This window comes from Celeribacter baekdonensis (assembly GCF_900102315.1).
Classification (GTDB): domain Bacteria; phylum Pseudomonadota; class Alphaproteobacteria; order Rhodobacterales; family Rhodobacteraceae; genus Celeribacter; species Celeribacter baekdonensis.
Map to the genome: position 1 here is coordinate 1 of NZ_FNBL01000023.1, position 23,991 is coordinate 23,991.

Here is a 23,991-nt window from a genome sequence, read left to right on the forward strand (position 1 = left end):
TCCCTTCGTTGGACAAAAGCCGCTGAAGCCAGAAACCGTCGTACCCGGTCTCAAAGCAAACGACAGGTCGTTGATCCGCTCCGCAAAGCTCCGTCGCCGCCGCGACGGTCGCTCGAACCAGATCGATCAGTCCCGGCGTGTCAAACCCGTCCAAACGCACAGACTTGATCTTGGCCAAATGCGGCGCATCAAGCGCAACCAGCCATTTCGATTTGCTCAGATCAATGGCGACAAAGCAGGTCGCCGCAATAGATGGTGTCATCATCTTGGAAATCTCCTCTCTTTTGATTGTGCGCCAAACCTATCCGCTAAGCGCGACCTCCTGCATGGAAACTTCTGAGAGCGTACGAGCTCGCACAGGGTAGCAAGAAGTTCGACTGGTCTCGTGACCGTTGCGCCAATGCGCCTGAGGATCAGCCATCAGAGGTGATCCTTGAGGTCCATATCCCGGAAGGCATCGGCAACATCGGTGAAGAATGGAAAGAAGTGCGAGATGGGCTTCGTATCCTCACCAGCCGCTGGCAATGGCGGGAGGACCACGCCGGAGACAACAAGCTCTTACCAGTCAGACAAACCCTCAGGCCTGGTCAACCTGCGCGCTATGATCACGGCGAGTTGCAGGAATGCGACGCGGAAGCCTTCGTCGCAGGGCTTGTGCAGCTACTCCGCGAAAAGGCCTCTCTGCAAGATTGGGACGACGCTTGCCGTCTCGGAGACCTAAAGCGTCACGCCTTTAACCTGAGACAGGGGAAAGGCGTGACGCTACCAGACATATCCATGTTGTGGGCGCTCCGCCATAAACCCGTGATTCAGGTTTATGGCGCAACGCTTTAGCCTAGCGAAAGCGCTCAGTTGGATCAAAATGGTGCGTTGTTGCGACGACCACATCAAAATAATGCTGGTCAGTCATTGGCAACCCGACTTCGGGTTATTGACCGTTTCTTCAGTCAAAGCACGATCATTATCCTGAACGTACATTGGCCTGGTCTTGAAGATGCATTAAGCAAGCCATCAGCTCATCGAACGCGATAGCGTCTGACTGAAGCAGTCCCACTTCCTGCATTTTCCGATAGTCTTGCGCCAGTGCCCTGTTCTCCAGCGCCTTTGAGGCGACACCTACGGCCTGCAGGCGATCAAGATCGTACCAGTGACGCGCATAGCGGTCGCCGCCTCGAAACGCGCCCCGCAAGCAATATGCATGGATGGCCGTCGCCTTCTCCCAAAACGTCCGTTCTGCGTTCATCACCCGAGGAGTGGCGGGCGGTTTTGTTGGCGAGCATGACCGCGAGACACGCATGCCCCTACCTGACCACATCAGCGCGCGGCATGAAAATCTTTCACCCCTGACCGACGGCATGATCGCGTTTGACCAAGGAGCAGCGCATCAGGTCGATCCTGTTGTTGCTGCCGCAATCCTCGCTTTCGGTTTTGTCTATATCCACCCGTTTGAAGACGGCAACGGCCGACTGCACCGCTACCTGATTCATCATGTTTTGGCGGAACGCGGCTTCAACCCGCCCGGCGTGGTCTTCCCGGTGGCCGCCGCGATCTTTGAGCGCATCGATGAGTACAGAACGGTCCTTGAAAGCTATTCCACACGGCTGCTGCCGCTGATCGCGTGGGAGCCGACGGAGAAATTCAACGTCTCTGTCTTGAATGACACGGGTGATTTTTACCGCTTCTTCGACGCGACCCCGCACGCAGAATTTCTTTATTCATGCGTTCAGAAGACGATTGAGAAAGACCTGCCGTCTGAGACGGCATTCCTGCGAAACTACGATGCGTTCCGAGGCCAGGTCGAAGACATTGTCGACATGCCCGAACGCACCATCGACCTACTGTTCCGCTTCCTACAGCAGAACGGCGGAAAACTCTCCCGCCGTGCAAGGGAGAATGAATTTCGAGCTTTGTCCGACGATGAAGCGGCGCGGATTGAACGTATCTATGACGAAACCTTTGGTTCTGGCGAATAGTCTTCAAGATCAATCAATTCGCGTCGCATTTTTTCGCGTGGCAAAAAGATGATCCAACACCCTCGCCATCCAAACTCGAGCATCAACATATCGACACTTACAAATGGCGGCACCTGATCGAGAACTTCATTGGAAAGCTGAAAGAATACAGAAGGATCGCAATGCGCTGTTGCAAAACCGACGAAAGTTTCAACGCTTTCATCTCCCGCGCGGCGCGCCATCATTCGCCTGAAGTGAACGTCAAAAGGCCTTGGTCTTCTCCAGTTCTGACAGCTTAGGTTATACTCGAATAGCCGCTATTTGAAATGCTTTAAGGATAGTGAGAAAGGACTACGTCCTGCGGTAGCCACAAAACCATTTCAATCCCGCTTGCGCTCAACGCCATGCGCTCTGCACAAATCTGCGAGGACCGAATGCAGGCGGGCAATGATTTCTCCTCGTGGTGACACGGTTCGCTCCACGATACCGATCTGCCGATTGATCTGGGGCTGTCCAAAGGGCAATCGAACCAACTCTAGGTCTTCGGGTTCTTGCAGCGCAACATGCGGGACGACCGAGACGCCAAGACCCTGTCGGACGCAGGTCACTATTGCGCCAATCGTGTCGATCTCCGCGATGTCTTGCGTAACACAGCCAAGCCGCGAGATTTCCGTGTCAATGAGGTTTGCAAGCGGAACCGTGCTTCGGAACCGTACATAGGGGCTGGTGTTCAGCAAATGTATCGAATCGGATGATCGCGTTCCCTTTGGTGCTATCAGCCAAAGTGGTTCGCGCAGGAACGGACTCCAGCGCAAGGCGTTCGGGAAACCGACGTGTTCCGCGACGACGGCAGCATCAAGCCGACCCGCTGCGACATCTGCGATCAGCGTGGATGACAGCGACACACGAAGGTTCGTTTTCAGCAAGGGATACTGGTTGCGCATCTGCACGATGGCTTTTGGCAGAAGATTCAAAGCACTGGAGCGAACCGATCCCAGCATCAGCGTTCCGGCAATCTGGTCGCCGCGCAGGCTGGACTTGGTGTCTTCCTCAAGTTGCAGGATTGCTCTTGCAACCTCAATGACTTGCATCCCATGGGGTGTCGGCCTTGGCGGCCTCGAAGAGCGGTCAAAAAGCGTTGTCCGCAGTTCCTGCTCAAGGGCGTTGATCTGCTGGCTGACGGCGGAGGGAGTCAATCCGACGATATCCGCAGCTTGGGCGAAGGTGCCATGACTCGCGATGGCGAGAAGTGTGCGAAGCTGTCGTGTGTCCATTATAAATCCAGATTTTCTTAACTTAATAACCAGAATTACGCGTTTTTGTAAAGATGTTCTGTCTGTTAAGTAACTCAGAGCAGGAGGACTGCTGCGATCTTTTGGGAGATGGATCGTGGCCATACCAAAACCGAAACCCCAATAAGTGCGTCTCAATCTCGGACGCACATCGGAGATTTTTTGCGATGAGCAAGACCATTCTCGTGACCGGCCCCGATCTGGATCCGAGCGCTACCCGCCTGTTGACTGAACACGGTTACGAGGCCGTACACACGCCTCCCTATGCCGACAGCGCAGTGATTTCCGACTACATGGACCACACCGGCGCTGTGGGGATTGTCTCGCGTATGGGGCGGATCGATGGCAGTGTCATGGATCGCGCGCCACAGTTGCGCGTGATCTCCAAACACGGCGTGGGTGTAGACAATATCGATCTTGCTGCTGCGGCCGAACGTGGCATCCCGGTGCTGGTTGCTACCGGCGCCAATGCGGTTTCGGTGGCGGAACATGCGATCGCGCTGATGCTGGCAACAGTGAAACGCATTTTGCCGCTGGATTCAGGGCTGCGTGCGGGACGCTGGGAAAAGCCGGGTTTCGCTGGCCACGAACTCGCGGGAGCAACGCTTGGCCTCATGGGGATGGGCGCAATTGCGCAGGCGACAGGACGCATGGCGCGGGGGCTGGGCTTGAACATTGCCGGCTATGATCCCTTTGCGCCGGATGCGGCCTTTGCGGCCCAATCGGCAACGCGTTGCGCCAGTTTCGAGGAGCTGCTTGAACGTTCGAACGTCCTGAGCCTGCATTGCCCGTTGAACGACCAGACACGGCAGATTTTGAATGCTGGAGCGATCGCGCGCATGCCGGCAAGGTCCTATGTGGTGAATACCGCGCGCGGGGGGCTGATTGACGAAGTGGCGCTTCTGAAAGCGGTTCAGTCGGGGCATCTCGCGGGCGCGGGGCTCGACACATTCGCCGTAGAGCCGCCCTCCACCGATCATCCGTATTTCGCAGAGCCGAACATCGTAATGACCCCCCATATCGGCGGTGTCACACGTCAGGCAAACGCCCGTGTGGGTGTCGAAGCGGTGAAGGGCATCCTCGATCTGCTCGCAGGCAATCCGCTGCCGGCTGAACGCATCGCCAACCGCAAGCTCTTGGACGCCGCAACGGCCGCTCCGGAAAAAGTAGAGGACAGACCATGACTATCGGATTTCGCATTCTAAACCGCACACAGGTTGCGCCAAAGGCACAAGTTGACGCCTTCGCAAAGCTGCCGGTGGCCAATGTTTCGGACAGCATGTCGCGCATGACGGCGGCCGGGTCGCGCATCCGGCCCATGCATGCCACAGGCCCAATGGCCGGTGTGGCGCTTACGGTCAAGGCGCGACCGGGCGACAACTTGATGCTGCATAAGGCGATCGACATGGCCGGACCCGGCGACGTCATCGTGGTCGATGCCGGCGGCGACACCACAAATGCGCTCTTTGGCGAAATGATGCTGGCCTATGCGATCAAGCGCGGCGTGGCGGGTCTGGTTTTTAACGGCGCGATCCGCGATGCCGATGCGATCCGTGAGACGAACCATCCGGTGTTTGCTGCCGGTGTTACACACCGCGGTCCCTACAAGGATGGTCCCGGCGAAATCAACGTGCCGGTCAGTATCGATGGCATGGTTGTCCATCCCGGCGACATCGTAATCGGTGACGGCGACGGCGTGCTCTGCATTCCAACCGCCGAAGCCGAAGAGATCCTTCGCAAGGCACAGGCCAAGCTCGAGGCGGAAACCCGCCAGATGCAGGCAATTGCTGAGGGCACGAACGACCGGGCATGGGTGGATGCCGCGCTGAAAAAGCTCGGCTGCGCCTTCCCTGAAGACTGACCAATAGCATGAACAGGAGGATACCCATGCTGAAACTTATCCAGAAGACCGCACTCGTTGGCGCAATAATCCTGTCCGCAGGTGCCGCCCTTGCGGACTACCCCGAGAAACCGATCCAAATCATCGTCGGTTTCGACGCTGGCGGCGGCACCGATGTGATGGCCCGCACCGCGGCACCCTTCATAGAAAAGTATCTGGGCGAAGGCGCGAGCCTCGTGGTCAAGAACGTGCCCGGCGCAAGCGGCCAGATCGGCATCACCGAGACCGCGGGTGCCGACCCCGATGGCTACACCATCGGCACCTTCAACCTGCCTGGCATGATGGCGCGTACCATCGACCGCAAATCTGCCTATGATGTCGACAGTTTTACTTACCTCGCCAACGTCGTGAACGATCCCAACGTGATCGTGACCTCCAAGCGCGGTGATCTCGATACGCTCGAGAAGCTAATCGCCGAAGCCACGGCCAATCCCGGTGCTGTCACTGTGGGCATGTCGAGCCTTGGTGGAGACGACCACTTCATGCTGATCAAGTTGCAGCAGCTGACCGGGGCAGAATTCACCATCGTTCCGTTCTCGGGTTCGGCCCCGGCGCGCACGGCGCTGATGGGTGGGCACGTCGCCATGGGCATCCTCAACATCTCCGAGGTCGCCGAATTTCAGGAAGAGCTGAACATCCTCGGCGTCGCCCAGGCCGAGCGGTCGCCTTTCGCGCCCGATCTGCCCACTTTCAAGGAGCAGGGGCTTGATCTGCTGAACGGCTCGATGCGCGGCTTCGTGGCACCCGCCGGTCTGCCCGCAGACATCGAGGCAAAGCTGCTCGACGCTTTCGGTCAGCTTGCCGGTGATGAGGAATTCCAAGCGGCCATGGCGGCGACCGCCAATCCGGTCGAAGTGGTGACAGGTGCCGAATTCAAGGCGCTTACCGCAAGCCTCTACGATCTTGCCAAGGGTGTCTGGGAAACCACGCCCTGGAATTGATCCACGCGGGCGCGGGGGATATCTCCCGCGCCCTTCCCTTACCCAATCAGGAGCCGGAGTTATGTCCAAACCCCAGAACAATCGATTGCTTCGGCCTGAAACGCTGACCGCAGTCGGCATCACCGCCATCTCAGCGGCGCTCCTTGTCCCGACTTTCGGAATGCGTGCAATGTCCGCCCTTCTGCCCGCAGCCATGCTGATAGGGTTGATCGGGCTGTCGATCCTGCTGCTGCTTTCGGATCAACGCAAGGCCGCCGCCAACGAAGAGGCAAAACCGATGACGCAGGCCCCGAAACGGGTGGCCGGCGCCTTCTTGCTGGTTGTTGCCTACGCGCTCGCCACCGATTTCGTCGGCTTTTACGCCAGTACCGTCATCTCGATCCCGCTCGTGGCCTGGGTATTCGGATTTCGTCACCCGCTCGGCCTTGCCGCCGCCACGCTGGTCGTGGTCGGTTCGATCTGGCTGATCTTCGACTTCGGGATGTCTCAGGAATTCCCGTCCGGTCGTCTCTGGGAAAAATGAGGTCAACATGTATTCCGATCTTCTGAACGCCCTGCCCGAGGTCCTTAGCCTCGCAAATTTCGCGGCCGTCATCATCGGCGTAATCGCCGGGATCGTCGTTGGCGCGATGCCGGGGCTGAGCGCAACCATGGCGATTTCTGTCCTCGTGCCCTTCACATTCGGGCTGGAACCACTGGTCGCTCTGGGCCTGATGGCCGGCATTTACAACGGCGCCATGTACGGCGGTGCCATTCCCGCCGTGCTTTTGCGCATCCCCGGCACCCCCGCAGCGGTCGCCACCACCTTTGATGGCTACCCGATGGCCCAGAAGGGCGAAGGCGGGTTCGCGCTGCAGGTCGCTGTCGTCTCCTCGTCCATCGGCGGCATCGCCAGCGCTTTCGCACTGATGCTGCTCGCGCCGCCGCTGTCGCAAGTGACGCTGCTCTTCGGCCCCTCTGAAGTGTTCTGGGTGGCCATCTTCGGCCTCGCCTCCATCATCTTTCTACTTGGCGGAAGCCCGGTCAAAGGTCTGATAAGTGCCTGTTTCGGAGTATTTGTGTCTGTGATCGGGGCCGACCCGATCTTTGGCACCGATCGATACACCTTCGGTCAGCTTGAAATGCTGGACGGCATCAGCATCGTCATTCTGCTGGTGGGTCTCTACGCGTTGCCGCCTGTCATTGACTTGCTGGAAACGCCGCTCAAAACCGAAACGGACGCGAACAAGTTGGGCACCGAGCCGATCTGGCGCACCCTGCCGCGCATGGGCCGGTTCTGGAAGACCTGGATCCGCGGCTCGCTGATCGGCATCTGGATCGGTATCCTTCCCGGTGCGGGCGGCTCGATGGCGGCGTTCATGTCCTACAATGAAGCCCGCCGCGCCTCTAAGACGCCCGAAACCTGGGGCAATGGCGAGCCCGAAGGGGTCGCGGCAGCCGAAGTTGCCAACAACGCCGACACCGCTTCGGCTCTGATCCCTGCACTGACGCTGGGCATCCCCGGGACGGCTGTCGCGGCTGTGATGTTGGGCGGCTTGATGATCCACGGGCTTCAACCGGGCCCGATGCTGTTCCGCGAGAATCCCGACGTCGTCTTTGGCTTCATGTGGCAGTTCCTGTTCGGCGCGATCCTGCTGGTCTTCCTTGGCGGTTCGCTGGCCACCAACAGCTTTGCACGCCTGCTGAACCTGCCGCGTCCGCTTTTGGGCTCGGTCATCATCGTGCTGATGCTGATTGGGGTCTACTCGATCCACGGTCGGATGTTCGACGTCTACCTGATGCTGGGCTTCGGGGCGATCGGCTATGTCATGGACAAGCTGAAGTTCCCACTGCCGCCGGTGGTGCTGGGCCTGATCCTTGGCGCCTTTGCCGAGGAAAACCTGCGGCTTGCCCTGCGGATCGGGCGCGGCGACTGGACGATCCTGTTCCAAAATGTCACCAGCCTTGTCATCGTCGCGCTGACCATCGCGGTCATCGTCGGCCCGCTGATCAAGCGCCGCTATGTCAACAAGCGGCTCAAGGCAGAGCTTGGCTCCAAGACCGGCATGGAGGAGTAAGCCTTGACCCTTCGCAGCCCTCATCTCGACATACGCGAAGCCTGGCTCGCGCAGGGCTGCGAAGAGGTTCTGTCCCCCGAACAGCCGATCTTCGACGCGCATCACCATCTCTGGGACCGGCCGGGAAACCGGTACCGGGCAGCGGAGTTGATGAAAGACATGTCCGACGGGCATGACGTGCGGGCCAGTCTCTACGTTCAGTGTCGCACTGGCTACCGCGGCAATGGCCCGGACGAGATGCGGCCATTGGGTGAAATCGAGACTATCCTGGATTGGGGGCACGACACGCCCAATCATCCGATCGGCATCGTGGGGTTTGCCGATCTTCAGCTGGGCGATGCGGTCGGCCCCGTTCTCGATGCGTTGATTGAGGCGGGTGTTGGGCGTCTAAAGGGAATCCGGAACACGACCGCCTATCATGCGGATCCGGCGGTGCGGTCCAATCCAAATCCGGCACCGGACGGCTTGTTGAGATGTGCAGCGTTCCGCGATGGAGCACGCGCCGTTGCCTCCCGAAACCTGTCGATGGATATCTGGGCCTATCACACCCAACTGCACGAGGTTCACGCACTGGCCCACGCCCTCCCGGACCTGACTGTGATACTCGACCATTGCGGCGGCCCCTTGGGTGTTGGTCCATATCTGCGTGGCGATCCGGAACACTTCCAGCAGTGGCGCAGCGCTCTGGCGCGCCTCGCCGAGTTGCCCAATACGCGGATCAAGATTGGCGGCTTCGGGCTGTCGGTCATGGGCTACGACTATGCCGACGATCCCCTTCCGCCGCATTCCAGCCGGATGGCGACGGACTGGGCGCCTTGGGTCGAAACCTGTCTCGATCTGTTCGGCACTCGGCGCGTAATGTTTGAAAGCAACTTCCCGGTGGACAAGGGGCAATTCGGCTACCGCGCCCTGTGGAATGCCTTCAAGCGGCTTTCGGAACCCCTGACCGACGACGAACGGCATGACGTGTTCTGGCGATCGGCTGCTCGCGCTTATGGGGTCGAAGAACAACTTTTCTGGAATGACACTGGGAGGACACAGTCATGAAACAGACTATCGCGGCAATATTCGCATTGGGCCTGTCGGCATTGCCGGCGCTTGCCGAATACCCCGAGAAACCGATCAAGCTGATCGTGAGCTATTCTGCCGGAGGTGGAAGCGATGTACTGGCGCGCACTGTCGCCCAATTCCTTAAGGCGGAATTGGGCGACGGGGCGTCAGTTGTGGTCAAGAATGTTCCGGGCGCCGGCGGCCAGATCGGGTTCACGGAAATCGCCACGGCTGCACCCGATGGCTACACGATCGGTATCTTCAACCTGCCGGCGGCCCTGGCCCTGACCAACGACCGCGATGCCAGCTATGACGTGAACAGCTTTACCTACCTGGCCAACTTCGTGGACGACCCCAACACTCTCGTGGTCAGCACATCTTCGAACTTCGAGTCGCTCGAAGCCCTTCTTGCAAGCGCCATGGAGGCACCGGGTGCCATCACGGTGGGCCTGTCGTCGCTGGGCGGAAATGATCACTTCTCCGCCAACATGATCAGCGCCTCATCAGGTGCCGAGTTCACGCTCGTGCCCTTCAAGGGAGCGGCTCTTGCGCGAACGGCCCTGATGGGCGGACATGTGGCGGTCGGCACAATGACCCTCAGCCAGACCATCGGTTTTCAGGATGAAATGCGTGTTCTGGCCGTACTTTCGGGTGAAAGATCGGCGTTCCGCTCCGAGGTTCCTACGGCAAAAGAGCTGGGCCTCAATGTGACGATGTCCTCACTGCGCGGCGTCGTCGCGCCTGCGGGTCTCGATCCGGAAATCGCCGCAACGCTGCGGGATGCCTTGAGTGCGGTAAACGCCAATGCCGAGTTCCAGACCATGATGGCGGACCAAGGTAACCCGATCGCCTTCAGCGCCGGAAATGCCTACGCCGAGGTCGCCAAGGCGCAGGACGAGGTCGCCCGCAAGATCTGGGAAGAAACGCCCTGGAACTAGAGGGCTGGAGGGCGCGTGACACGTTCCATTTCAATCGCAATCCCTACATTTGCAGGAAAACAATGGCATCCCGTGAGGGTGCAATAGGAGGAGAAACATGTTGAAACTAAATGCACTGGGTGCAATCGCACTCGTCGTGGCGTCCGCCACTGCGGCACAGGCCGAGGAATGGACCGCCTATACTTATTCTTCGGTGTCGACGACTGCGGCAGTGAAGGGCATGAACCGGATTGCCGAGCGCGTTGCGGAAGAAACTGCCGGCGACCTGACGATTCAACTGCACCTTGGCAAGACGCTTCAAATCGCGTCGTCGGACATCACGCAGGCTGTCGGTGACGGCGTTGTCGATTTTGCCGCTGACTTCTTTTTTTCGGGCAATGTGCCGCTCGCACGGGTCCTGAACCTACCGATGCTGATCGAGAACGATGAGGAATGGGCCAAGGCCTATGCGGCGATGGAACCGGCTTTGGTCGAAGCTTTCGCGGCGCAGGACGTGGTCTTGCTTGGGCACTACCGCTATCCGGAGCAGACGATTTTCACCACTTTCGAGATCGACAGCCTTGACGATCTCGAAGGACACAAGATCCGTGTAACCTCACCTGAGCAGGGACGGTTCATTGAGGAGTTCGGCGGCGCAGCGATTACGCTTGCCGGAAGCGAAGTTCCGACGTCTCTGGAACGTGGCGTGATCGAGGGCGTGCTGACGGCGTCGGCCGGTGGGGCCAAGAACTGGCATGAATTCCTGCCCCACAATTATCGTTTCGCAGTGAACTACGGCAACTCGATGATCATCGCCAACGCGGACGCGTTCGACGCACTGAGTGCGGACACGCAGGCCAAATTGCGCGCCATCGTCGCCGAAGAAGGTCCGGCCACCACAGCGGCCTTCACCGAAGACGAAGGTGTCCAGATGACGTCGCAAGCCGCGGCAGGTATGACGATTGTGAACGCGGCGGCAGGCGATGCAGAGGCTGCACGCGTCAAGCTGGCGCCCTTCTGGGAGGCCTGGGCAAAGGAGAACGGCCCGGAATACGAAGCCGCGCTTCAGACCGTCCGCAACGTGATCGGTAAGTGACATGCAGGAGCAATACGATCAGGGACCGGCATCAGCCGGTCCCATTTTCGAAGCGACAGAGAGACTGACCCGCCTTGCCACCGGTGCGGTTCTGGTCGCCTTGGTCACGCTTGTCTGCGGCGAGGCATTCCTGCGCGGGGCCTTCAACTACTCCCTAGGTTTTGCTGAGGAACTGACCGGCTACGCAGTCGTCATGCTGACGTTCTTTGGCGCATCGCTCGCCCTTCGGCAGGGATCGCTGTTTCATGTGCATTTTGTCTTTGACGCCCTCTCTGAAAGCGCCCGCATCTGGCTGACCCGCGTATTTGCGGCATTTGCACTGATCATCTGCGTTGTCCTCGCCTGGAAGACCAAGGACCTGATGCTCAGCTCTCTGGTGCGTGAAAAGTTCGCACCGACCGTGCTGCGCACACCGCTCTGGATCCCGCAGATGCTGATGCCATTGGGGTTTGCGATGATCGGCGTGTTCATCTGCGAGAAATTTCTGCTCACGTTCGACAGATTTAAGGACTGATTCTGATGGAAGCAATTCTCGCATTTGGCCTGCTGATCGGCCTCATCGTTGGCGGTCTCTGGGTCCAGTTTGCCGTCGCTGGTGCCGGGATGTTCTATATCTGGCTGCTGAAAGGCTTTGGTGGCTTCAAGGCGCTCGGGATCGTCAGTTGGGGCGCGTCCAACAGCTTTACACTGGCGGCAATTCCTCTTTTTGTGCTGATGGCCGAGATCCTGTTGGGCTCGGGCTTGTCCACGCGGCTTTATAACGGAGTGGCCCCCTTCATGCGGCGTCTTCCAGGTGGGCTGCTGCACACGAATATCGCCGGAAGTGGTATCTTTGCCGCGATCTCTGGCGGCAGCGCACCGACCGCCGCCGCCATGTCGACGGTGGCACTGCCTGAACTGGCCTCACGCGGCTATAACCTGCGCCTGACGGCCGGTTCACTTGCGGCGGGCGGGACGCTGGGCATCCTGATCCCCCCGTCGATCACCATGATCATCTATGCCACCTTCACCGAGACCTCGATCGCGCGTCTGTTCGCCGCCGGTCTCATTCCGGGCATCCTGTTGGCACTGTGCTACATGGGTTTCATCATGCTGCGGGTCTGGAACAACCCCGCACTCGCGCCGCGCGACACACGTCGCGCCACACCGGCCGAACTTGGTCTCGCGCTGCTGGATATCGTGCCGTTCCTCATGCTCATCGTCATCGTGTTGGGCAGCATTTACGGGGGTTTTGCCACGCCAACCGAAGCGGGTGCCATCGGAACCGTCGGCGCGATCCTGATCGCTGCACTCTATCGCAAGCTGTCCTGGAAACTGATCGTGAATGCGCTGTCGCGTACCGCGAGTATGAGCGGAAACATCCTCTTCATCGTCTTCACCTCGATGATCTTCGCCTATGCCACCGCGCTTTCCGGCGTGGGCGAGGATCTTGTCGCTGCCCTTGAGGATGCGCAAGTCTCACGCCTCGCCTTCCTGTTGATTGTCATGGTCGTATTCGCCATCCTCGGATGTTTCATGGAAGGTCTCGGCATGATCGCGATCATCGTTCCGGTCATCTTTCCGGCATTGATTGCGCTTGATGTCGATCCGATCTGGTTTGGTGTCTTTGTGGTGATCCTCGTCGAGCTTGGTCAGCTTACGCCGCCGCTCGGCGTTATTCTCTTTGTTGTTGCCAGTTCGTCGGACAAGGTGAAAGTGGAAGACGTGATCATGGGAACCCTGCCGTTCTTTGTGATCATTCTGGGCTTCATACTGTTGCTGATCACCTTCCCGCAGATCGCTTTGTTCCTGCCCACCTTTACTTTCGGATGACACCATGACCTATCCCTTTCCTGAACCTGTCGTCATTGATGCCGAGGTCTTCGCAGAACTGCCGGTTGCGCTGCGCCGACCCGGAGTGACGTCCTATTGGGCCGACCGCAATCGCCGCGGTCAGGCTGTTGACAGCTTTATCGAAGGGCCGTCCTTCGACCGACAGGGCAATCTCTATTTCGTCGACATCCCCTTCGGTCGCGTTTTCCGGGTGACGTCTTCGGGCGAGGTGGGCCAGATCGCGGAATACGACGGTCAGCCCAACGGGCTGAAGATCCACGCCGACGGCCGCATCTTCATCGCGGATTTCCAGAACGGAATCATGCAGCTGGACCCAGACAAAGGGGAGGTCACGCATGCTCTGCGTGATTGCGACACCGAAGGATTCAAGGGTTGCAACGACCTACATTTCGGACACGACGGCGCGCTGTATTTCACCGATCAGGGCCAGACCGGGCTGCAAGATCCGACCGGACGCGTCTATCGGTGGCAGATGGATACCGGCGCGCTGACCTGCCTGATCGACAAGGTTCCAAGCCCCAACGGGCTGGTGCTGGACCTGAACGAACACATGCTGTTCCTGGCCGTCACCCGCGCCAATGCCGTGTGGCGTCTGCCCCTGTCGCCCAACGGGCGGGTGAACAAGGCTGGTCTTTTCATCCAATTCTCCGGCGGACGCGCCGGGCCGGACGGGCTCGCTCTGACCGATCAAGGCGGTGTCGTCGTCTGCCAGACGGGTATGGGCTTGATCTGGGTGCACGACGTGTTGGGGCGTCCGATTGCCGTGGTGCGGTCGCCGCAGGGGTTGGGCACGACAAATTGCGCCTTCGGTGGCCCGGACGGGCGGACCCTGTTCATCACGGAATCGGATAGCGGCAGCATCCTGAAAGCCGAGTTCGCGCCAGAGCTGGGAATCTCCGGTGCACCGATGTTTTCGGGCTGGCTCTAGCTTGCGGTCATCTTATCGGTGCCAGAGAAAAGAGAACCCGGCGCGCAGGTTGTTTTCACGGTTGGCAAGGACAGCGGTGTCCGCCGTCAGCACCAAAGTACCGAAACCGGCGCTGCGCACTCTGTCGATCAGTGTCGTGATACGGTCAGTCTCGCCCGGTAAATAGGCTTGGAACCAGGTCGGGGATTGGATTTGATCACCCGTTCCATCGGTGTAAGGGAAGATCCGCTGAGGACATAAGGTATGCCTGCGCGGCTAGCCGCTTGCGCCATGGTCATGTCCCCATCCCGCGCCATCAACGCGGCGATGCCCATCGGCGCTATACCGAAAGGAGCCGACCAGGTTTCGGCCAATAAATCACAAGTGGTCGTCCGCCCTTGCACGCCGCGCAACACCGAGGGGACCAACCTGTAAGCGTCCAGGGCCGCTCGGTTGTCGGCTTCAGCAGCTCCGGTTTCCGCCGCGCCCGCGATGTATCCGAACAATGGCCGCGGAAGGTGGCGCCGCGCAGCATGTTCGAAATCATTGAGCGTCAGTAACATGTTTCAGAAGCCATAGAGCCGTTCTGGGTTCAACCACATACAGCGATGGAATTGTTCTGAACTCAGCGCTGCGCGGCAGAGGTCCAGCATCGGGGGAATTTCCGGAAGCGGCGTCGACGTCATTACATGCGGCCAATCGCTTCCCCAAATGCATTGGTTAGGGTAGTCCTGTCCGATCCGTGATACCAGTTCGGCCAAGTCCTCGTAGGTGCCTACCCGCTTGCTGACCCGCGTCGGCGAGAGCTTGACCCAGACGCGCCCGCTGTCCATCAACCGGAACAACGGCTGTTGCGTGGCGGCGTCCAGAGGATCGACGTGACCGATATGGTCAAGGATCAGCACCATCCCTTCGGGCAAGGTAGGCATCAGGCCCGCAATTGCGGCAAAACTGCGCGGCTCGGTGTTGATCTCCAGATGCCACCCGATCGATGCAGCAGACCTGGCCATCTCCGGCAGGTGTTGCAGCGCGCTATCGCCAAGGCGGGCGCGGTCCTGAATCCGTATGGCGCGTACGCCCGCAGCATGCAGCGCCGGCAGGTCGGCAGTCTCGGGGTCGATGGTCGCGACGCCACGGAGCTGAAGCGGCGCTTCGGTGGCCAGAGCGTCGACCAGCCGGCTGTTGTCTGTCCCATCGACTGACGCCTGAACGACGACCGCGCGGACAATCCCCAGAGGCAAAGCCTTTGCCGCGTAATCGACGATGTCGAGCGGCGGCGGCACGTAGGCCCCGGCCGGCGGGCTGTCGCTCTTGGAAAAGGAATGCAGGTGGCAGTCACAGATTTCATGCATTGCGCGACGTCCTCAAGGCCAGAAATGCGCTGATCGCAACGCTGATCACGATCAGTACCAGCAGGCCAACGGTGATGGGCGAGTGGACAAAGATTTCAAAGCTGCCGCCGCTGGTAAGCAGCGCCTGTCGCAGGCTTTGCTCGAATGGCAGCCCGAGGATCAGGCCGATCAGCAGTGGCGGAAGCGGAAAGCCGCCACGCTGGAACATAAACCCGAAAACACCCGCACCCAGCATCACCCAGACATCGAACAGGTTGTTATTGACGGAAAACGCCCCAAAAATCGCGAGGATAGTGATTGCAGGCAAAAGGTGCTTCGGCTTGATCCGGGTGACGTGAATTGCCACACGAAAAAACAAAAGGCCCAGGATCACTGTGGGAATGGAGGAAAGCAATAATGCCTCGAAGATCGCATAGACCTCAAGCCCGTGGTCGCGGAACAGGAACGGGCCGGGCGCCAACCCATGCAACATGAAAGCGCCCAAGATGACGGCGGTCACCGCATCGCCGGGAATACCAAGGGCAAGGGTCGGCACCAACGCTCCGCCGGTGACGGCATTGTTGGCGGCTTCCGGCGCAGCAACGCCTTCCGGCGCGCCCTTGCCGAAGGTCTCGCTTTCCAAGGATCGCGATCGTGCGAGATTGTAGCTCATGAAGGCTGGTACCGTCGAACCAATCCCGGGAAGGATGCCGACGAAAGTGCCGATCACTGAGGATAGCAACAGCGTCGCCCGCATTCGCCAAAGTTCAACCAGGCGCACGGCCGAACTTTGCAGTTCGGGCATCTCGGCATCGGTTGCGACCGGCTCGCGCTCGAAGACCTGAAGCAGCACTTCGGAAACCGCGAAGAGTCCGATCAGGACGGGGATCAACTGGAACCCGTTCTCGAACGCAAACGACCCAAAGGTAAAGCGCGGCGTACCGCTGATTGGATCTAGCCCTACGATGCCCGCACAGATGCCGACAAGCACCATGATCAGCGCGTTGAGCCGCGACCCGCCGCCGAACAGGGTAATCACCAAAAGCGCGAACAGCATCAGCATGGTCATCTCGGCCGGCCCGAAGTCGAGAGCAAAGCGGGCCAGCGGTTCGGCCAGGGCTATCAAGACGATGCAACTAAAAACATTTCCGAAGACACTGGAATAAAGCGCGATGCGCAAGGCACGGCCCCCTTCGCCGCGCCGCGCCATGGCGAAACCGTCGACCGCGGTCGCAGCAGATGACGGCGTGCCTGGCACATTGAGTAGCACGGCAGAGATAGACCCGCCGAAAATTGCACCTTGGTAGACACCCAGAAGCAGGATGATCGCTGGGATCGGTTCCATCGAAAATGTGACTGGGATCAACAGGGCAATTGCCATTGTGGGGCCGAGCCCGGGAATCGCTCCGATGATGATGCCGGACACGATGCCCACAACAGCCGCAGTCAGGACCCAGATGTCCATCAATTCAAGAAAGGCGTCGAAGAGCAATGCGAGTGATCCTTGTTGTCAGGCCGTGTCGATGAGTCTCACGGCAGCGGTATGTTCAGCCCGTTCCGACCGCCAAGGAAGACGGCGGCGGCCAGGATCAGCGGAACGCCGACAACCAGCAGGGGGCGCCTTTCGCCGAGCGACAGCGTCACGGAAATTCCCGCCACGACCGCTCCGGGAAAGAACCCGAAACGCGGCATCAACCAAAGCGCGGTGATGGTGGTCGCGATCACGATCAGCACGCGCAGAACCCGGCGCGGCGGGCCGGCATAGACGTCCGGCGTCCGCCAGCTCACGGCCAGGCGTGCTAGCAGCGCCGCCGTGAGCACCCAAAGCACAATGCGCGGCAAAGTCCGCGCATCCGGTCCCTGAGCACCGAATCCAAAGACCTCGATCTGCCTGTCTAGAAGGTACAGCCCTGCCAGAGAACCGGCCAGCAACACCAGACAGGTTAGTGTACGGAATCCCGGGCGGAATGCTCCGCCCGGGTTCGTTGTTACGGTCAATTCGACTGACCCATGGACTTGGCGATCTCTCGGTAGGCGTTCAGGTTTTCTTTGATCGTCGCAGTCAACTCGGTGCCGGTCATGATCCGCACAGGCTGGCTAAGCTCAGTCATGAAGGTCTTGAACTCATCGGACGATGCAACTTCTGTGAAGGTTGCTTCCAGTTTGTCGCGGATTGCGGCGTCCAGACCGGCCGGTGCCATGATGCCAACGATCGAGGGGAACTCGGCGTTGTAGCCAGCGTCCTTCAGAGTCGGCACATTGGGGAAGTCCGGGTCGTTGGTGCCGTCCAGAACACCTAAGAGCCGCAGTTGGCCGTCCAGCACAAGGTCTCGATAGGCGGGCACAAGCGCTGCATCGACGTGACCACCCAGCACCGCAGCCGTCGCCTTCGACGCGCCGTCGAATGGCACGTGCTGAAGATTTCCCCCCATCTCCGCCGCAATAGAAGCAAATGCCAAATGAGCACCGCCCATTGCTCCGGCGGTCCCGTATGTTACCGCTCCACTCTTGGCTGCTTCAATCATCTCGTCGAGGGTCTGATAGGGCGAGTCGGCTGGCACGAGGACACCATGGAACGGACCAGAATAGTTCAGGATGGTTGTGAAGTCGGAAAGTGGATCATAACCCACATCCCGGAGAGCGGGCGTCACGAAGGACGGCGACGACGTGGTAGCGATCAGGGTATAGCCATCGGCATCCGCTGAGGCGACCGCACGCATCGCATTGGTGCCGCTCGCGCCGGGCTGGTTCTCGACAACGATGGGCTGGCCGAGCAATTTTTCAGCCATCGTTGCCATCTGACGAGCAGAAATGTCGGTAGTTCCACCTGCGCCGTAGGGGACCACGAACGTAATCGGTCGGCTGGGAAAACCCTCTTCGGCCAGTTCTTCGGCCAGTGTTGCTGCGGGCGACAAGGCAATGCCAACCAATATGGCAAGGCTAAAACGTCGGGTGAATTGCATGGTTTCCTCCATCTGCATATCGGTCCGGTTCGCAAGCCTTGCGCGAGAACTTTTGGCCCACCGCGACTCACTCTGTTGTTCCCACGTCACCGCGTCCCGACACTCGATAAAACGCTGTCGCTGTCTGCGGCAAGATGAACTCCGGGCCCCTCCATCCAACATCATACAAAAAGCATTGCTTAACTAAAGCGCCTTATTCTAATTCTTTAATTAAGCATAGCTCATGCTGGATCGTCCGAATTTATTCTGCAGGAAGCGCGTAATCGGGTAAAAGGCTCCCGCGCCGACCGGGGTCCGACATTGCCAAGCCTATACTCTTCATCGGGGCTGGCTGTCAGCCGGGCGGCGTCATCGGTGTCGCACCTTTCGCGAAACGCGTTCCTCATCCGTCCTTCAAGCCCGCATCCTCGAGCAGCTCCCGATCGGGCAGATCGCGCAGGCTGTCTAGCCCGAAGGCGACGAGGAACTGCTCGGTGGTGACGAAGGTATAGGGCGCGCCGCGTTGAGGGGATCGCGGCCCGGTCCCGATCAGCCCCCGTGCATGCAGCCGCCCGATCAGCTCACGGTTGATCTCTTTGCCAAAAATGTCCTTCAGCCCGTCGCGGGTGACTGGCTGGTGGTAGGCGATGGCGGCCAGCACGGCGATATCGAAATTGCTCAGGTCCAGCAGCTGATCCCCGACATCCGCCGCGGCGCGGATCGCGGGGGCGTAGACGGGCCGCGTCCGAAACATCCACCCACCGGCGACTTGTGCAATCTCAAAGGCTCGTCCCTCAAGATCAACGGCGAGGTCCTCGACCAACAGATCCACGGACGCCCCCTGCCCCACCACACGCGAAAGATCCTCTCGCGGGACCGGTGAGGCGGAGGCAAACAGCACCGCCTCGATCCGGCGCATCCATTCGCGCCAGCGCAGCTCGGGCGGCAGGTCGGCCAATTCGCGATCAAACCCTGACTCTGCCATTTTACACCCCGTACAGCCGGAAGGTGTCACGCCCGGTCAACTCGCGCACAGCGCCGAGATCGACCAGCCGGTCGCAAAGCCGACGCGCGGCGCGATCCGGCAAAGGTAACGCAGAGGCCGCGACAGCATCGCAGGTCAGGAATATCTCGACGGCGTCCCCGGCCCCCTTGGCGCGCAGCTTCGGTGCCACCGCTTTTAAGTGCGCGACCCGCCGCGTCAGGTCCAAGGACAGGCGTACAGCCTCGGGGACCGAAGTGGTCACCGCGCGGTGGCACGCCAGCCGCAACGCCTCGCCCCGCTTATACAGGTCGGCACGCTTCAGACCCAAAGACAGCAGTGGCACCAGATGCGTCCAGCCAAGCGCCTGTGCCAAGGCGGCATCTGCCAGGATCAGCGCCGAGACCTCCGCGCGCGGAACATCCATCAGAACGGCTTCAAGCACCGTTGCTGCGCGCGCGACCGGCGTGCCCTGCCCCGCGTCGCACTGGTCGAGCCAGTTCGCGATCTGGTCAGGTTCAAACTCAGGCAAGGCGCGATGCAACCCCTTCATCGAAACCGGCCGCTCCACCGCGCGCCGCCAGGACATATAAGTTTCGCCCGCCGGTCCCGGCAGATCGCCGGGGCGCAGCAGGTGCACCGCATCACGCAGCTCCCCTGCCCTCTCCGGTCGCCCGGAAAACGCGACACAAGCCTCTGCTGCCCGCAACGCGAGCCTGTCCCGCAACAAGGCTTGGGGCACCTCTTCGCGTACCAACACAAGATGCATGTGACTGAGCGCCGCCCCTGACAAAAACGCCACAGCTTCAAGGGTTTCGCCATGTGCAGTGGTGACCCAGGTGGGCATCCGGGGTAATGTGTTGTGGTTGGGCTGTTGAGGGATATGTTCGGTTTTCATGTTGAGAGCCTACTTCAAGGCGGCGCTTTCTGCCAGATATTTCCGCCAGAACCGCCCCAGCTTGTACAATCCATTCATGTCCAATAAGTTTGCATTATCGGACATATTGCAATACGCTACGATACAGTCTCATAATGAACGGTTTTTTTGTCGGATGGCCGGAATTCATGAGATTCAAGCACTTCCCTGAAAAGCGAGTCGGGGTTCATGAGATTCTGTACCGGTATTTATGAGACTGGATGGTGCGGTATTTGTGAGACTGGCGCTGTCTCGCGGCTTTTTCGGCAGACTGGCGTGCGCTCTCGTCGCGCTCAGCGCGCCAGAACCGGGCCGAGATGCGTCGCCTCAACGAGAGTGGCCATGATCGGAGCGCTTCCCGGACCCGTCCCTGCCCTTCCGCGTCGCTCATGAGCTTGATTGAGATCGCCCATTTGACCGGATCCTCGATGATCCGGTCGATGCCAACCGTCAGCGCGAAGGCCTGTAACAGCGAGCCCTGCGCCAGGGCGTGGAGACCGGGGCGCACCGGCTTGGTAAGGACTGGCGCCACCTGATCGTATTCGGGAACGACGACCGTCAGCGCCTGCCGGAGGATCGGCGTGGTGAGGAAATCATGGTAGTCCCGCCGGGTCTGGAGCGACATCCGCGGTTGCTCGTCGACATTCGGCGGCGAGGCCCGGCGATGCCGCGCCGTCAGAACCTGAAGCACTTCGGGCGCTTCCAGGTCTCCCTGCCCCGCGCTGCGCGCCCAGGCATCCAGATACGCGGCACCGGCCTCGGCATGCCCTTCAAGTTTCTTAAAGCAATCCGCACCGAACCGGTCGGACAGGGTCTCGCCGGTCGCGTCCCGAAACTCCACAGCATGCACCGGGCAACTGAATCGCCACGGCAGCGCGGCGGATTTGCGATGCAGCTCTTCGGGACAGAGCGGACACGTATGCCGGTTCTTCCGCGCGATCATCATGCGCGCCGCAGACCCCAACTCCCGGAAGGTCATGGCCTGCACGGTCTCAGGCGAAAGGCCGGTCCAAGCCGCGATCAGAGCCCCCTGCCCTTCCGAAAGACGCCATTCCAGGTCGAACACGTCGTGCCCCTTCAGGCCAAGCGCTGCAACGAATTCCGAAACCGTCATGGCGTAGAACGGGGCCATGCGCGCGGCCCAGGAAGACAGTCGTTCGTCGACCTCGGGGGCGTAAACAACCGGCAGGCGCCCGCACCCCGTCACACCGGCTCTCCCAGGACCGCCTGCAACCGGTCGCCACCCAGAATATCGCGCGAGAGGATGCGTTCCTCGCCGCTTTCGATGGCGGCGATCGCCAGCTGCGACAGGATCGAAAAGATGCCCGAGGTGATGCCGCCAGTCACCTTGATGATCCGCGCGAGCGCGTGTCCGTCGATCTGGCTTTGGCGCCGAAGCGGCAGCGTGCGCGTGAGCGTGCTCATCAGCCCGTTCAGATCCTCGCCCTCCCGCCAGGGCGGCAATGCGAAGGCCTCGAAGCGACGCACCAGCTGATCATCGGTGCGCAGCGCGTTGCGGGCCTGTGCGGTGCCGACGCAAACCAGCGGGATGCGCAGCTCGTTGCCCAGAAAGCGCAGCATGTTCAGGAATCGCGCCTGTTCGCGGATCGTGCCCGCCTGCAGGCTGTGGATCTCGTCAATCACCAGCATCCCCGGGCGCAATTCGGCGAGCAGTCGCAAGGCCAGACTCTCAAGTACAGATAGTGTCGCCCGCGGCGGCTCGGGGGCTCCAATCGCCGCCAGGATCCGGCGGTAGAAGCGCGACTCGTCGGGCCCCGAGACCATCTGCACCGCAACGACCGGCATATGCAGCCGTCCACTGGCTTCGTCGAAGCTCGACGCGTGATCGCGGGTGAACTTCTCGATGATCATCGTCTTGCCCATGCCGCTGTCACCGACAATGAGCAGGTTCGGCATGCGGGCGCGCTCGGGAAACGACATCAGCGTTTCCAGCTTCTCCAAGGCCGCCTCGGCCCTGGGATAGGAGACCCAGCGGTCGGCGCGAATCCGGTGAATGCGCTCGTCGGCGCTGAGCGCGGCGATCTTGCCGGCTCCCGGGTAGAGATGCGGGAACTCAGTCATCGTCGTACCATTCCTCGACCTTGAAGCCGGGATGGCTGAGGAACGGGCTCCCCTCCCCTTCCAGCGCGGGCAAGGCATCTCGCGCGGCGTCATCCGGTGTCACGTCGATCATGCGCCGGGGTGCCAGATGCGCCCGCCGCGCCTGATGACGCCGCGTGGCCTTGGTCTGCCGTACCGCGGTGTCGACGAGGTCGCGCTGCGCCTCGATCGTCCTGAAAATCAACTCCTCGTCCACAGAATGACGTCCAGCCTCGCGCAGGGCCCGCCGCGCCGCGCGGTGCTCCCAGAGCGTGATCGCAGGCCGTGTCAGATCAGCAGGTCGGGCTTCGATGATCCCACTCTCTGTCAGCACGAAGATGCGCGAGAGATCGCGCGGATCGTATTTGAGCGTGAACTTGCGGCTTTCCCGGCCCATCAGCCAACGCAACTCGTCCGCCCAGTAGCGGATGTGGAAGAGATGCAGGCCGTCGCGCTGCAAAACCCGCTGCTCAGACGGCAGAAAATCGACCAAGAACTGGCGCAGATCGGCGGGTATACGGAGTCTGACTTCGTCCACCCGTGTTGCCCAGGCCGCCGAGGGCGTGATTTCCAACGCGCTATGCACCCGCGCGTGGTAGGAGCCGGTGATTTCCAGCGCCAGCCAGGTTTCCAGCTCGCGCAAGGTCATCACCGCCTCGGCTTCGGCATCGAGATCGCCGCGCTCGAAGATGTTCGAGAAATGCGAGCCCGGCAGCAGGTGAATCGCGCCCATCATCGTGCCGATCAGCCGCTCGATATGCCCGCCATAGCGCGGCGTGCCGGGCGGACGGTACTGCAGGTCGATCTGGTATTCGGAACAGGCAAGCTGAAAAGCCCGGGCATGGAACTCCGCGCCATTGTCCACATAAATCGCGGTCGGGATGCCCCGCGCCAGCCACTCCGTGCTGATCCCGCACGCCGTCAGCCAGTGCATTTTCTCCATCACCGCATGGGTCAGGCAGAGGGCGACGGAGAGCAGCGAGGGCGGTTCCAGGGACAAGTGGAAGCCCAGAACCATGCGGGTATTCACGTCGATCGCGACCGTCAGCGTTGGCCGACCGAGCGGGCGTCGTGTCACCGGATCTACCACTGTCACGTCAGCCTTGGTGTGGTCGATCTGGACGATATCCAGCGGATCGTTGGCGACCAGCCCCCCAGGCGTGGCCAGATAGCGCCGGTCGGCCTTGTCCTTGCCCTCTCGCCGGGCCATCAGCTTAGCCTGGTCATGTTGCTCCAGCCAGCGCCCCAGACGACGGATCGAGGGCGGTGCCAGCCCTTGAGCCCGACAATCGGCGGCGACCTCCCGCCAGAACCGCGTTCTGGTAGGTTTGCGGCGGGTGGCATAAAGCCCCTTGAAGTGGCGGGACACGATTTCTTCCACCGCCGGGTCCAGCGGCTGCATGCCAGGTTTGGGGCCCCGGGTGTCCGGCAGAAGTGCACTGGTCCGCCCGTCCTCGCGGAACTGCTTCACCAGACGAAAAAGCGTGGATCGGCTGACATTTAGCTGACGTATGGCCCAGTCGACATTGCCCTGAGTCAGCTGGGCCGGCAGCTCCGCGAGCACCCGGGCGCGAAACTCCGCCTCTTCCCAATCCTTGTCAGCTGGAAAATTATCGGACATAACTTACTCAGTGCATGGATGCCGGATAGTCTCACCAATGGTGATTCAAATCGGCGTCCAGTCTCACATACCTTGAATCGGTTTCAGAAATGCGACACAGGCAAGCTATTGAAAACACATGGAACGCAGTCTCAAGAATTCCGGCAGACCGACA

General features: G+C 60.5%; 24 protein-coding genes and 3 pseudogenes. 14 read left to right on the plus strand and 13 right to left on the minus strand.

Annotated elements, in window-relative coordinates; genetic code table 11:
* Window positions 1–265: pseudogene (locus BLT54_RS21255) on the minus strand (hypothetical protein); the annotation flags it as partial.
* A 161-nt stretch (window positions 266–426) separates the two neighbouring features.
* Here BLT54_RS21255 and BLT54_RS21260 point away from each other — a divergent pair.
* Window positions 427–834 carry a hypothetical protein gene (locus tag BLT54_RS21260; protein ID WP_074647440.1) on the plus strand — a complete coding sequence of 136 codons (408 nt, stop codon included), beginning with the start codon at window positions 427–429 and terminating at the stop codon, window positions 832–834.
* Window positions 835–961: 127 nt separating this feature from the next.
* Here the strand turns inward: BLT54_RS21260 and BLT54_RS21265 are convergent, their stop codons facing one another.
* Window positions 962–1,315, minus strand: a complete 354-nt coding sequence (locus BLT54_RS21265) for a nucleotidyl transferase AbiEii/AbiGii toxin family protein (RefSeq protein WP_083351939.1) — start codon at window positions 1,313–1,315, stop codon at window positions 962–964.
* On the opposite strand from BLT54_RS21265, the gene BLT54_RS21270 reads away from it, so the two are divergent.
* Window positions 1,203–1,973 (plus strand): Fic family protein, encoded by a 771-nt coding sequence (locus BLT54_RS21270; RefSeq protein ID WP_083351938.1) that lies wholly within the window; start codon window positions 1,203–1,205, stop codon window positions 1,971–1,973. The two genes, BLT54_RS21265 and BLT54_RS21270, sit on opposite strands and share 113 nt — an antisense overlap.
* Window positions 1,974–2,065: 92 nt before the next feature.
* Window positions 2,066–2,251 (plus strand): annotated as a pseudogene (locus BLT54_RS22970) (hypothetical protein); the annotation flags it as partial.
* A gap of 81 nt (window positions 2,252–2,332) precedes the next feature.
* Here the strand turns inward: BLT54_RS22970 and BLT54_RS21280 are convergent.
* Window positions 2,333–3,349, minus strand: coding sequence for a LysR family transcriptional regulator (locus BLT54_RS21280; protein WP_245708091.1), 1,017 nt, complete (start codon window positions 3,347–3,349; stop codon window positions 2,333–2,335).
* 62 nt (window positions 3,350–3,411) lie between these two features.
* Here BLT54_RS21280 and BLT54_RS21285 point away from each other — a divergent pair, with 62 nt between their 5' ends.
* The 11 genes from BLT54_RS21285 to BLT54_RS21335 all read left to right on the plus strand — a co-directional run bounded on the left by BLT54_RS21285 (window position 3,412) and on the right by BLT54_RS21335 (window position 13,966).
* Window positions 3,412–4,428, plus strand: coding sequence for a hydroxyacid dehydrogenase (locus BLT54_RS21285; RefSeq protein WP_074647442.1), 1,017 nt, complete (start codon window positions 3,412–3,414; stop codon window positions 4,426–4,428).
* Complete coding sequence (locus BLT54_RS21290) at window positions 4,425–5,105, plus strand: RraA family protein (RefSeq protein WP_074647443.1); 681 nt, start codon at window positions 4,425–4,427, stop codon at window positions 5,103–5,105. The genes BLT54_RS21285 and BLT54_RS21290 overlap by 4 nt, the downstream gene beginning before the upstream one ends.
* Before the next feature lie 26 nt (window positions 5,106–5,131).
* On the plus strand, window positions 5,132–6,085 hold the full coding sequence (locus BLT54_RS21295) for a Bug family tripartite tricarboxylate transporter substrate binding protein (RefSeq protein WP_074647444.1): 954 nt from the start codon (window positions 5,132–5,134) through the stop codon (window positions 6,083–6,085).
* 61 nt (window positions 6,086–6,146) lie between these two features.
* The gene (locus tag BLT54_RS21300) at window positions 6,147–6,608 is read left to right on the plus strand and encodes a tripartite tricarboxylate transporter TctB family protein (RefSeq protein ID WP_074647445.1); all 462 of its coding nucleotides are present in this window, start codon (window positions 6,147–6,149) and stop codon (window positions 6,606–6,608) included.
* A gap of 7 nt (window positions 6,609–6,615) precedes the next feature.
* On the plus strand, window positions 6,616–8,142 hold the full coding sequence (locus BLT54_RS21305) for a tripartite tricarboxylate transporter permease (RefSeq protein WP_074647446.1): 1,527 nt from the start codon (window positions 6,616–6,618) through the stop codon (window positions 8,140–8,142).
* A gap of 3 nt (window positions 8,143–8,145) precedes the next feature.
* Complete coding sequence (locus tag BLT54_RS21310) at window positions 8,146–9,189, plus strand: amidohydrolase family protein (RefSeq protein ID WP_074647447.1); 1,044 nt, start codon at window positions 8,146–8,148, stop codon at window positions 9,187–9,189.
* Entirely contained in the window at window positions 9,186–10,130 is a 945-nt protein-coding gene (locus BLT54_RS21315) for a tripartite tricarboxylate transporter substrate binding protein (RefSeq protein WP_074647448.1), read from the plus strand. Before BLT54_RS21310 ends, BLT54_RS21315 begins: the two co-directional genes overlap by 4 nt.
* A gap of 97 nt (window positions 10,131–10,227) precedes the next feature.
* Window positions 10,228–11,205, plus strand: coding sequence for a TRAP transporter substrate-binding protein DctP (gene dctP, locus BLT54_RS21320; RefSeq protein ID WP_245708092.1), 978 nt, complete (start codon window positions 10,228–10,230; stop codon window positions 11,203–11,205).
* A 1-nt stretch (window position 11,206) separates the two neighbouring features.
* Complete coding sequence (locus tag BLT54_RS21325; protein WP_074647449.1) at window positions 11,207–11,719, plus strand: TRAP transporter small permease; 513 nt, start codon at window positions 11,207–11,209, stop codon at window positions 11,717–11,719.
* Between the two features lie 5 nt (window positions 11,720–11,724).
* On the plus strand, window positions 11,725–13,017 hold the full coding sequence (locus tag BLT54_RS21330) for a TRAP transporter large permease (RefSeq protein ID WP_074647450.1): 1,293 nt from the start codon (window positions 11,725–11,727) through the stop codon (window positions 13,015–13,017).
* A 4-nt stretch (window positions 13,018–13,021) separates the two neighbouring features.
* Complete coding sequence (locus BLT54_RS21335; RefSeq protein ID WP_074647451.1) at window positions 13,022–13,966, plus strand: SMP-30/gluconolactonase/LRE family protein; 945 nt, start codon at window positions 13,022–13,024, stop codon at window positions 13,964–13,966.
* A gap of 12 nt (window positions 13,967–13,978) precedes the next feature.
* On the opposite strand, the pseudogene BLT54_RS21340 reads toward BLT54_RS21335, so the two are convergent.
* From BLT54_RS21340 to BLT54_RS21385, 10 genes and pseudogenes are all read right to left on the minus strand, one after another.
* Window positions 13,979–14,508: pseudogene (locus BLT54_RS21340) on the minus strand (alpha-hydroxy acid oxidase).
* Between the two features lie 3 nt (window positions 14,509–14,511).
* On the minus strand, window positions 14,512–15,297 hold the full coding sequence (locus BLT54_RS21345; RefSeq protein ID WP_074647452.1) for an amidohydrolase family protein: 786 nt from the start codon (window positions 15,295–15,297) through the stop codon (window positions 14,512–14,514).
* Window positions 15,290–16,768: a tripartite tricarboxylate transporter permease gene (locus BLT54_RS21350; protein WP_074647453.1), complete on the minus strand. Its 1,479-nt coding sequence runs from the start codon at window positions 16,766–16,768 to the stop codon at window positions 15,290–15,292. Before BLT54_RS21350 ends, BLT54_RS21345 begins: the two co-directional genes overlap by 8 nt.
* A 38-nt stretch (window positions 16,769–16,806) precedes the next feature.
* Window positions 16,807–17,274 (minus strand): tripartite tricarboxylate transporter TctB family protein, encoded by a 468-nt coding sequence (locus BLT54_RS21355; protein WP_074647454.1) that lies wholly within the window; start codon window positions 17,272–17,274, stop codon window positions 16,807–16,809.
* Entirely contained in the window at window positions 17,271–18,239 is a 969-nt protein-coding gene (locus BLT54_RS21360; protein ID WP_074647458.1) for a Bug family tripartite tricarboxylate transporter substrate binding protein, read from the minus strand. Before BLT54_RS21360 ends, BLT54_RS21355 begins: the two co-directional genes overlap by 4 nt.
* Before the next feature lie 382 nt (window positions 18,240–18,621).
* Complete coding sequence (scpB, locus tag BLT54_RS21365) at window positions 18,622–19,203, minus strand: SMC-Scp complex subunit ScpB (protein ID WP_074647455.1); 582 nt, start codon at window positions 19,201–19,203, stop codon at window positions 18,622–18,624.
* Window position 19,204: 1 nt separating this feature from the next.
* Entirely contained in the window at window positions 19,205–20,098 is an 894-nt protein-coding gene (locus BLT54_RS21370; protein ID WP_074647456.1) for a DUF1403 family protein, read from the minus strand.
* 205 nt (window positions 20,099–20,303) lie between these two features.
* A complete protein-coding gene (locus tag BLT54_RS21375) occupies window positions 20,304–21,248 on the minus strand; it encodes a TniQ family protein (protein ID WP_245708054.1) in 945 nt (314 codons plus the stop codon).
* 71 nt (window positions 21,249–21,319) lie between these two features.
* Window positions 21,320–22,198 carry a TniB family NTP-binding protein gene (locus BLT54_RS21380; RefSeq protein WP_074646627.1) on the minus strand — a complete coding sequence of 293 codons (879 nt, stop codon included), beginning with the start codon at window positions 22,196–22,198 and terminating at the stop codon, window positions 21,320–21,322.
* A complete protein-coding gene (locus tag BLT54_RS21385; protein ID WP_074646626.1) occupies window positions 22,191–23,837 on the minus strand; it encodes a Mu transposase C-terminal domain-containing protein in 1,647 nt (548 codons plus the stop codon). Before BLT54_RS21385 ends, BLT54_RS21380 begins: the two co-directional genes overlap by 8 nt.
* Window positions 23,838–23,991: the final 154 nt, after the last annotated feature.

Bases quoted from the DNA above. Each gene is read 5' to 3' on its own strand.
- BLT54_RS21270 (WP_083351938.1), top strand. From the start codon at position 1,203: ATGGCCGTCGCCTTCTCCCAAAACGTCCGTTCTGCGTTCATCACCCGA.
- BLT54_RS21265 (WP_083351939.1), bottom strand. From the start codon at position 1,315: ATGTGGTCAGGTAGGGGCATGCGTGTCTCGCGGTCATGCTCGCCAACA.
- BLT54_RS21280 (WP_245708091.1), bottom strand. From the start codon at position 3,349: ATGGCCACGATCCATCTCCCAAAAGATCGCAGCAGTCCTCCTGCTCTG.
- BLT54_RS21285 (WP_074647442.1), top strand. From the start codon at position 3,412: ATGAGCAAGACCATTCTCGTGACCGGCCCCGATCTGGATCCGAGCGCT.
- BLT54_RS21290 (WP_074647443.1), top strand. From the start codon at position 4,425: ATGACTATCGGATTTCGCATTCTAAACCGCACACAGGTTGCGCCAAAG.
- BLT54_RS21295 (WP_074647444.1), top strand. From the start codon at position 5,132: ATGCTGAAACTTATCCAGAAGACCGCACTCGTTGGCGCAATAATCCTG.
- BLT54_RS21300 (WP_074647445.1), top strand. From the start codon at position 6,147: ATGTCCAAACCCCAGAACAATCGATTGCTTCGGCCTGAAACGCTGACC.
- BLT54_RS21305 (WP_074647446.1), top strand. From the start codon at position 6,616: ATGTATTCCGATCTTCTGAACGCCCTGCCCGAGGTCCTTAGCCTCGCA.
- BLT54_RS21315 (WP_074647448.1), top strand. From the start codon at position 9,186: ATGAAACAGACTATCGCGGCAATATTCGCATTGGGCCTGTCGGCATTG.
- dctP (WP_245708092.1), top strand. From the start codon at position 10,228: ATGTTGAAACTAAATGCACTGGGTGCAATCGCACTCGTCGTGGCGTCC.
- BLT54_RS21325 (WP_074647449.1), top strand. From the start codon at position 11,207: ATGCAGGAGCAATACGATCAGGGACCGGCATCAGCCGGTCCCATTTTC.
- BLT54_RS21330 (WP_074647450.1), top strand. From the start codon at position 11,725: ATGGAAGCAATTCTCGCATTTGGCCTGCTGATCGGCCTCATCGTTGGC.
- BLT54_RS21335 (WP_074647451.1), top strand. From the start codon at position 13,022: ATGACCTATCCCTTTCCTGAACCTGTCGTCATTGATGCCGAGGTCTTC.
- BLT54_RS21345 (WP_074647452.1), bottom strand. From the start codon at position 15,297: ATGCATGAAATCTGTGACTGCCACCTGCATTCCTTTTCCAAGAGCGAC.
- BLT54_RS21360 (WP_074647458.1), bottom strand. From the start codon at position 18,239: ATGCAATTCACCCGACGTTTTAGCCTTGCCATATTGGTTGGCATTGCC.
- scpB (WP_074647455.1), bottom strand. From the start codon at position 19,203: ATGGCAGAGTCAGGGTTTGATCGCGAATTGGCCGACCTGCCGCCCGAG.
- BLT54_RS21370 (WP_074647456.1), bottom strand. From the start codon at position 20,098: ATGAAAACCGAACATATCCCTCAACAGCCCAACCACAACACATTACCC.
- BLT54_RS21375 (WP_245708054.1), bottom strand. From the start codon at position 21,248: ATGGCCCCGTTCTACGCCATGACGGTTTCGGAATTCGTTGCAGCGCTT.
- BLT54_RS21380 (WP_074646627.1), bottom strand. From the start codon at position 22,198: ATGACTGAGTTCCCGCATCTCTACCCGGGAGCCGGCAAGATCGCCGCG.
- BLT54_RS21385 (WP_074646626.1), bottom strand. From the start codon at position 23,837: ATGTCCGATAATTTTCCAGCTGACAAGGATTGGGAAGAGGCGGAGTTT.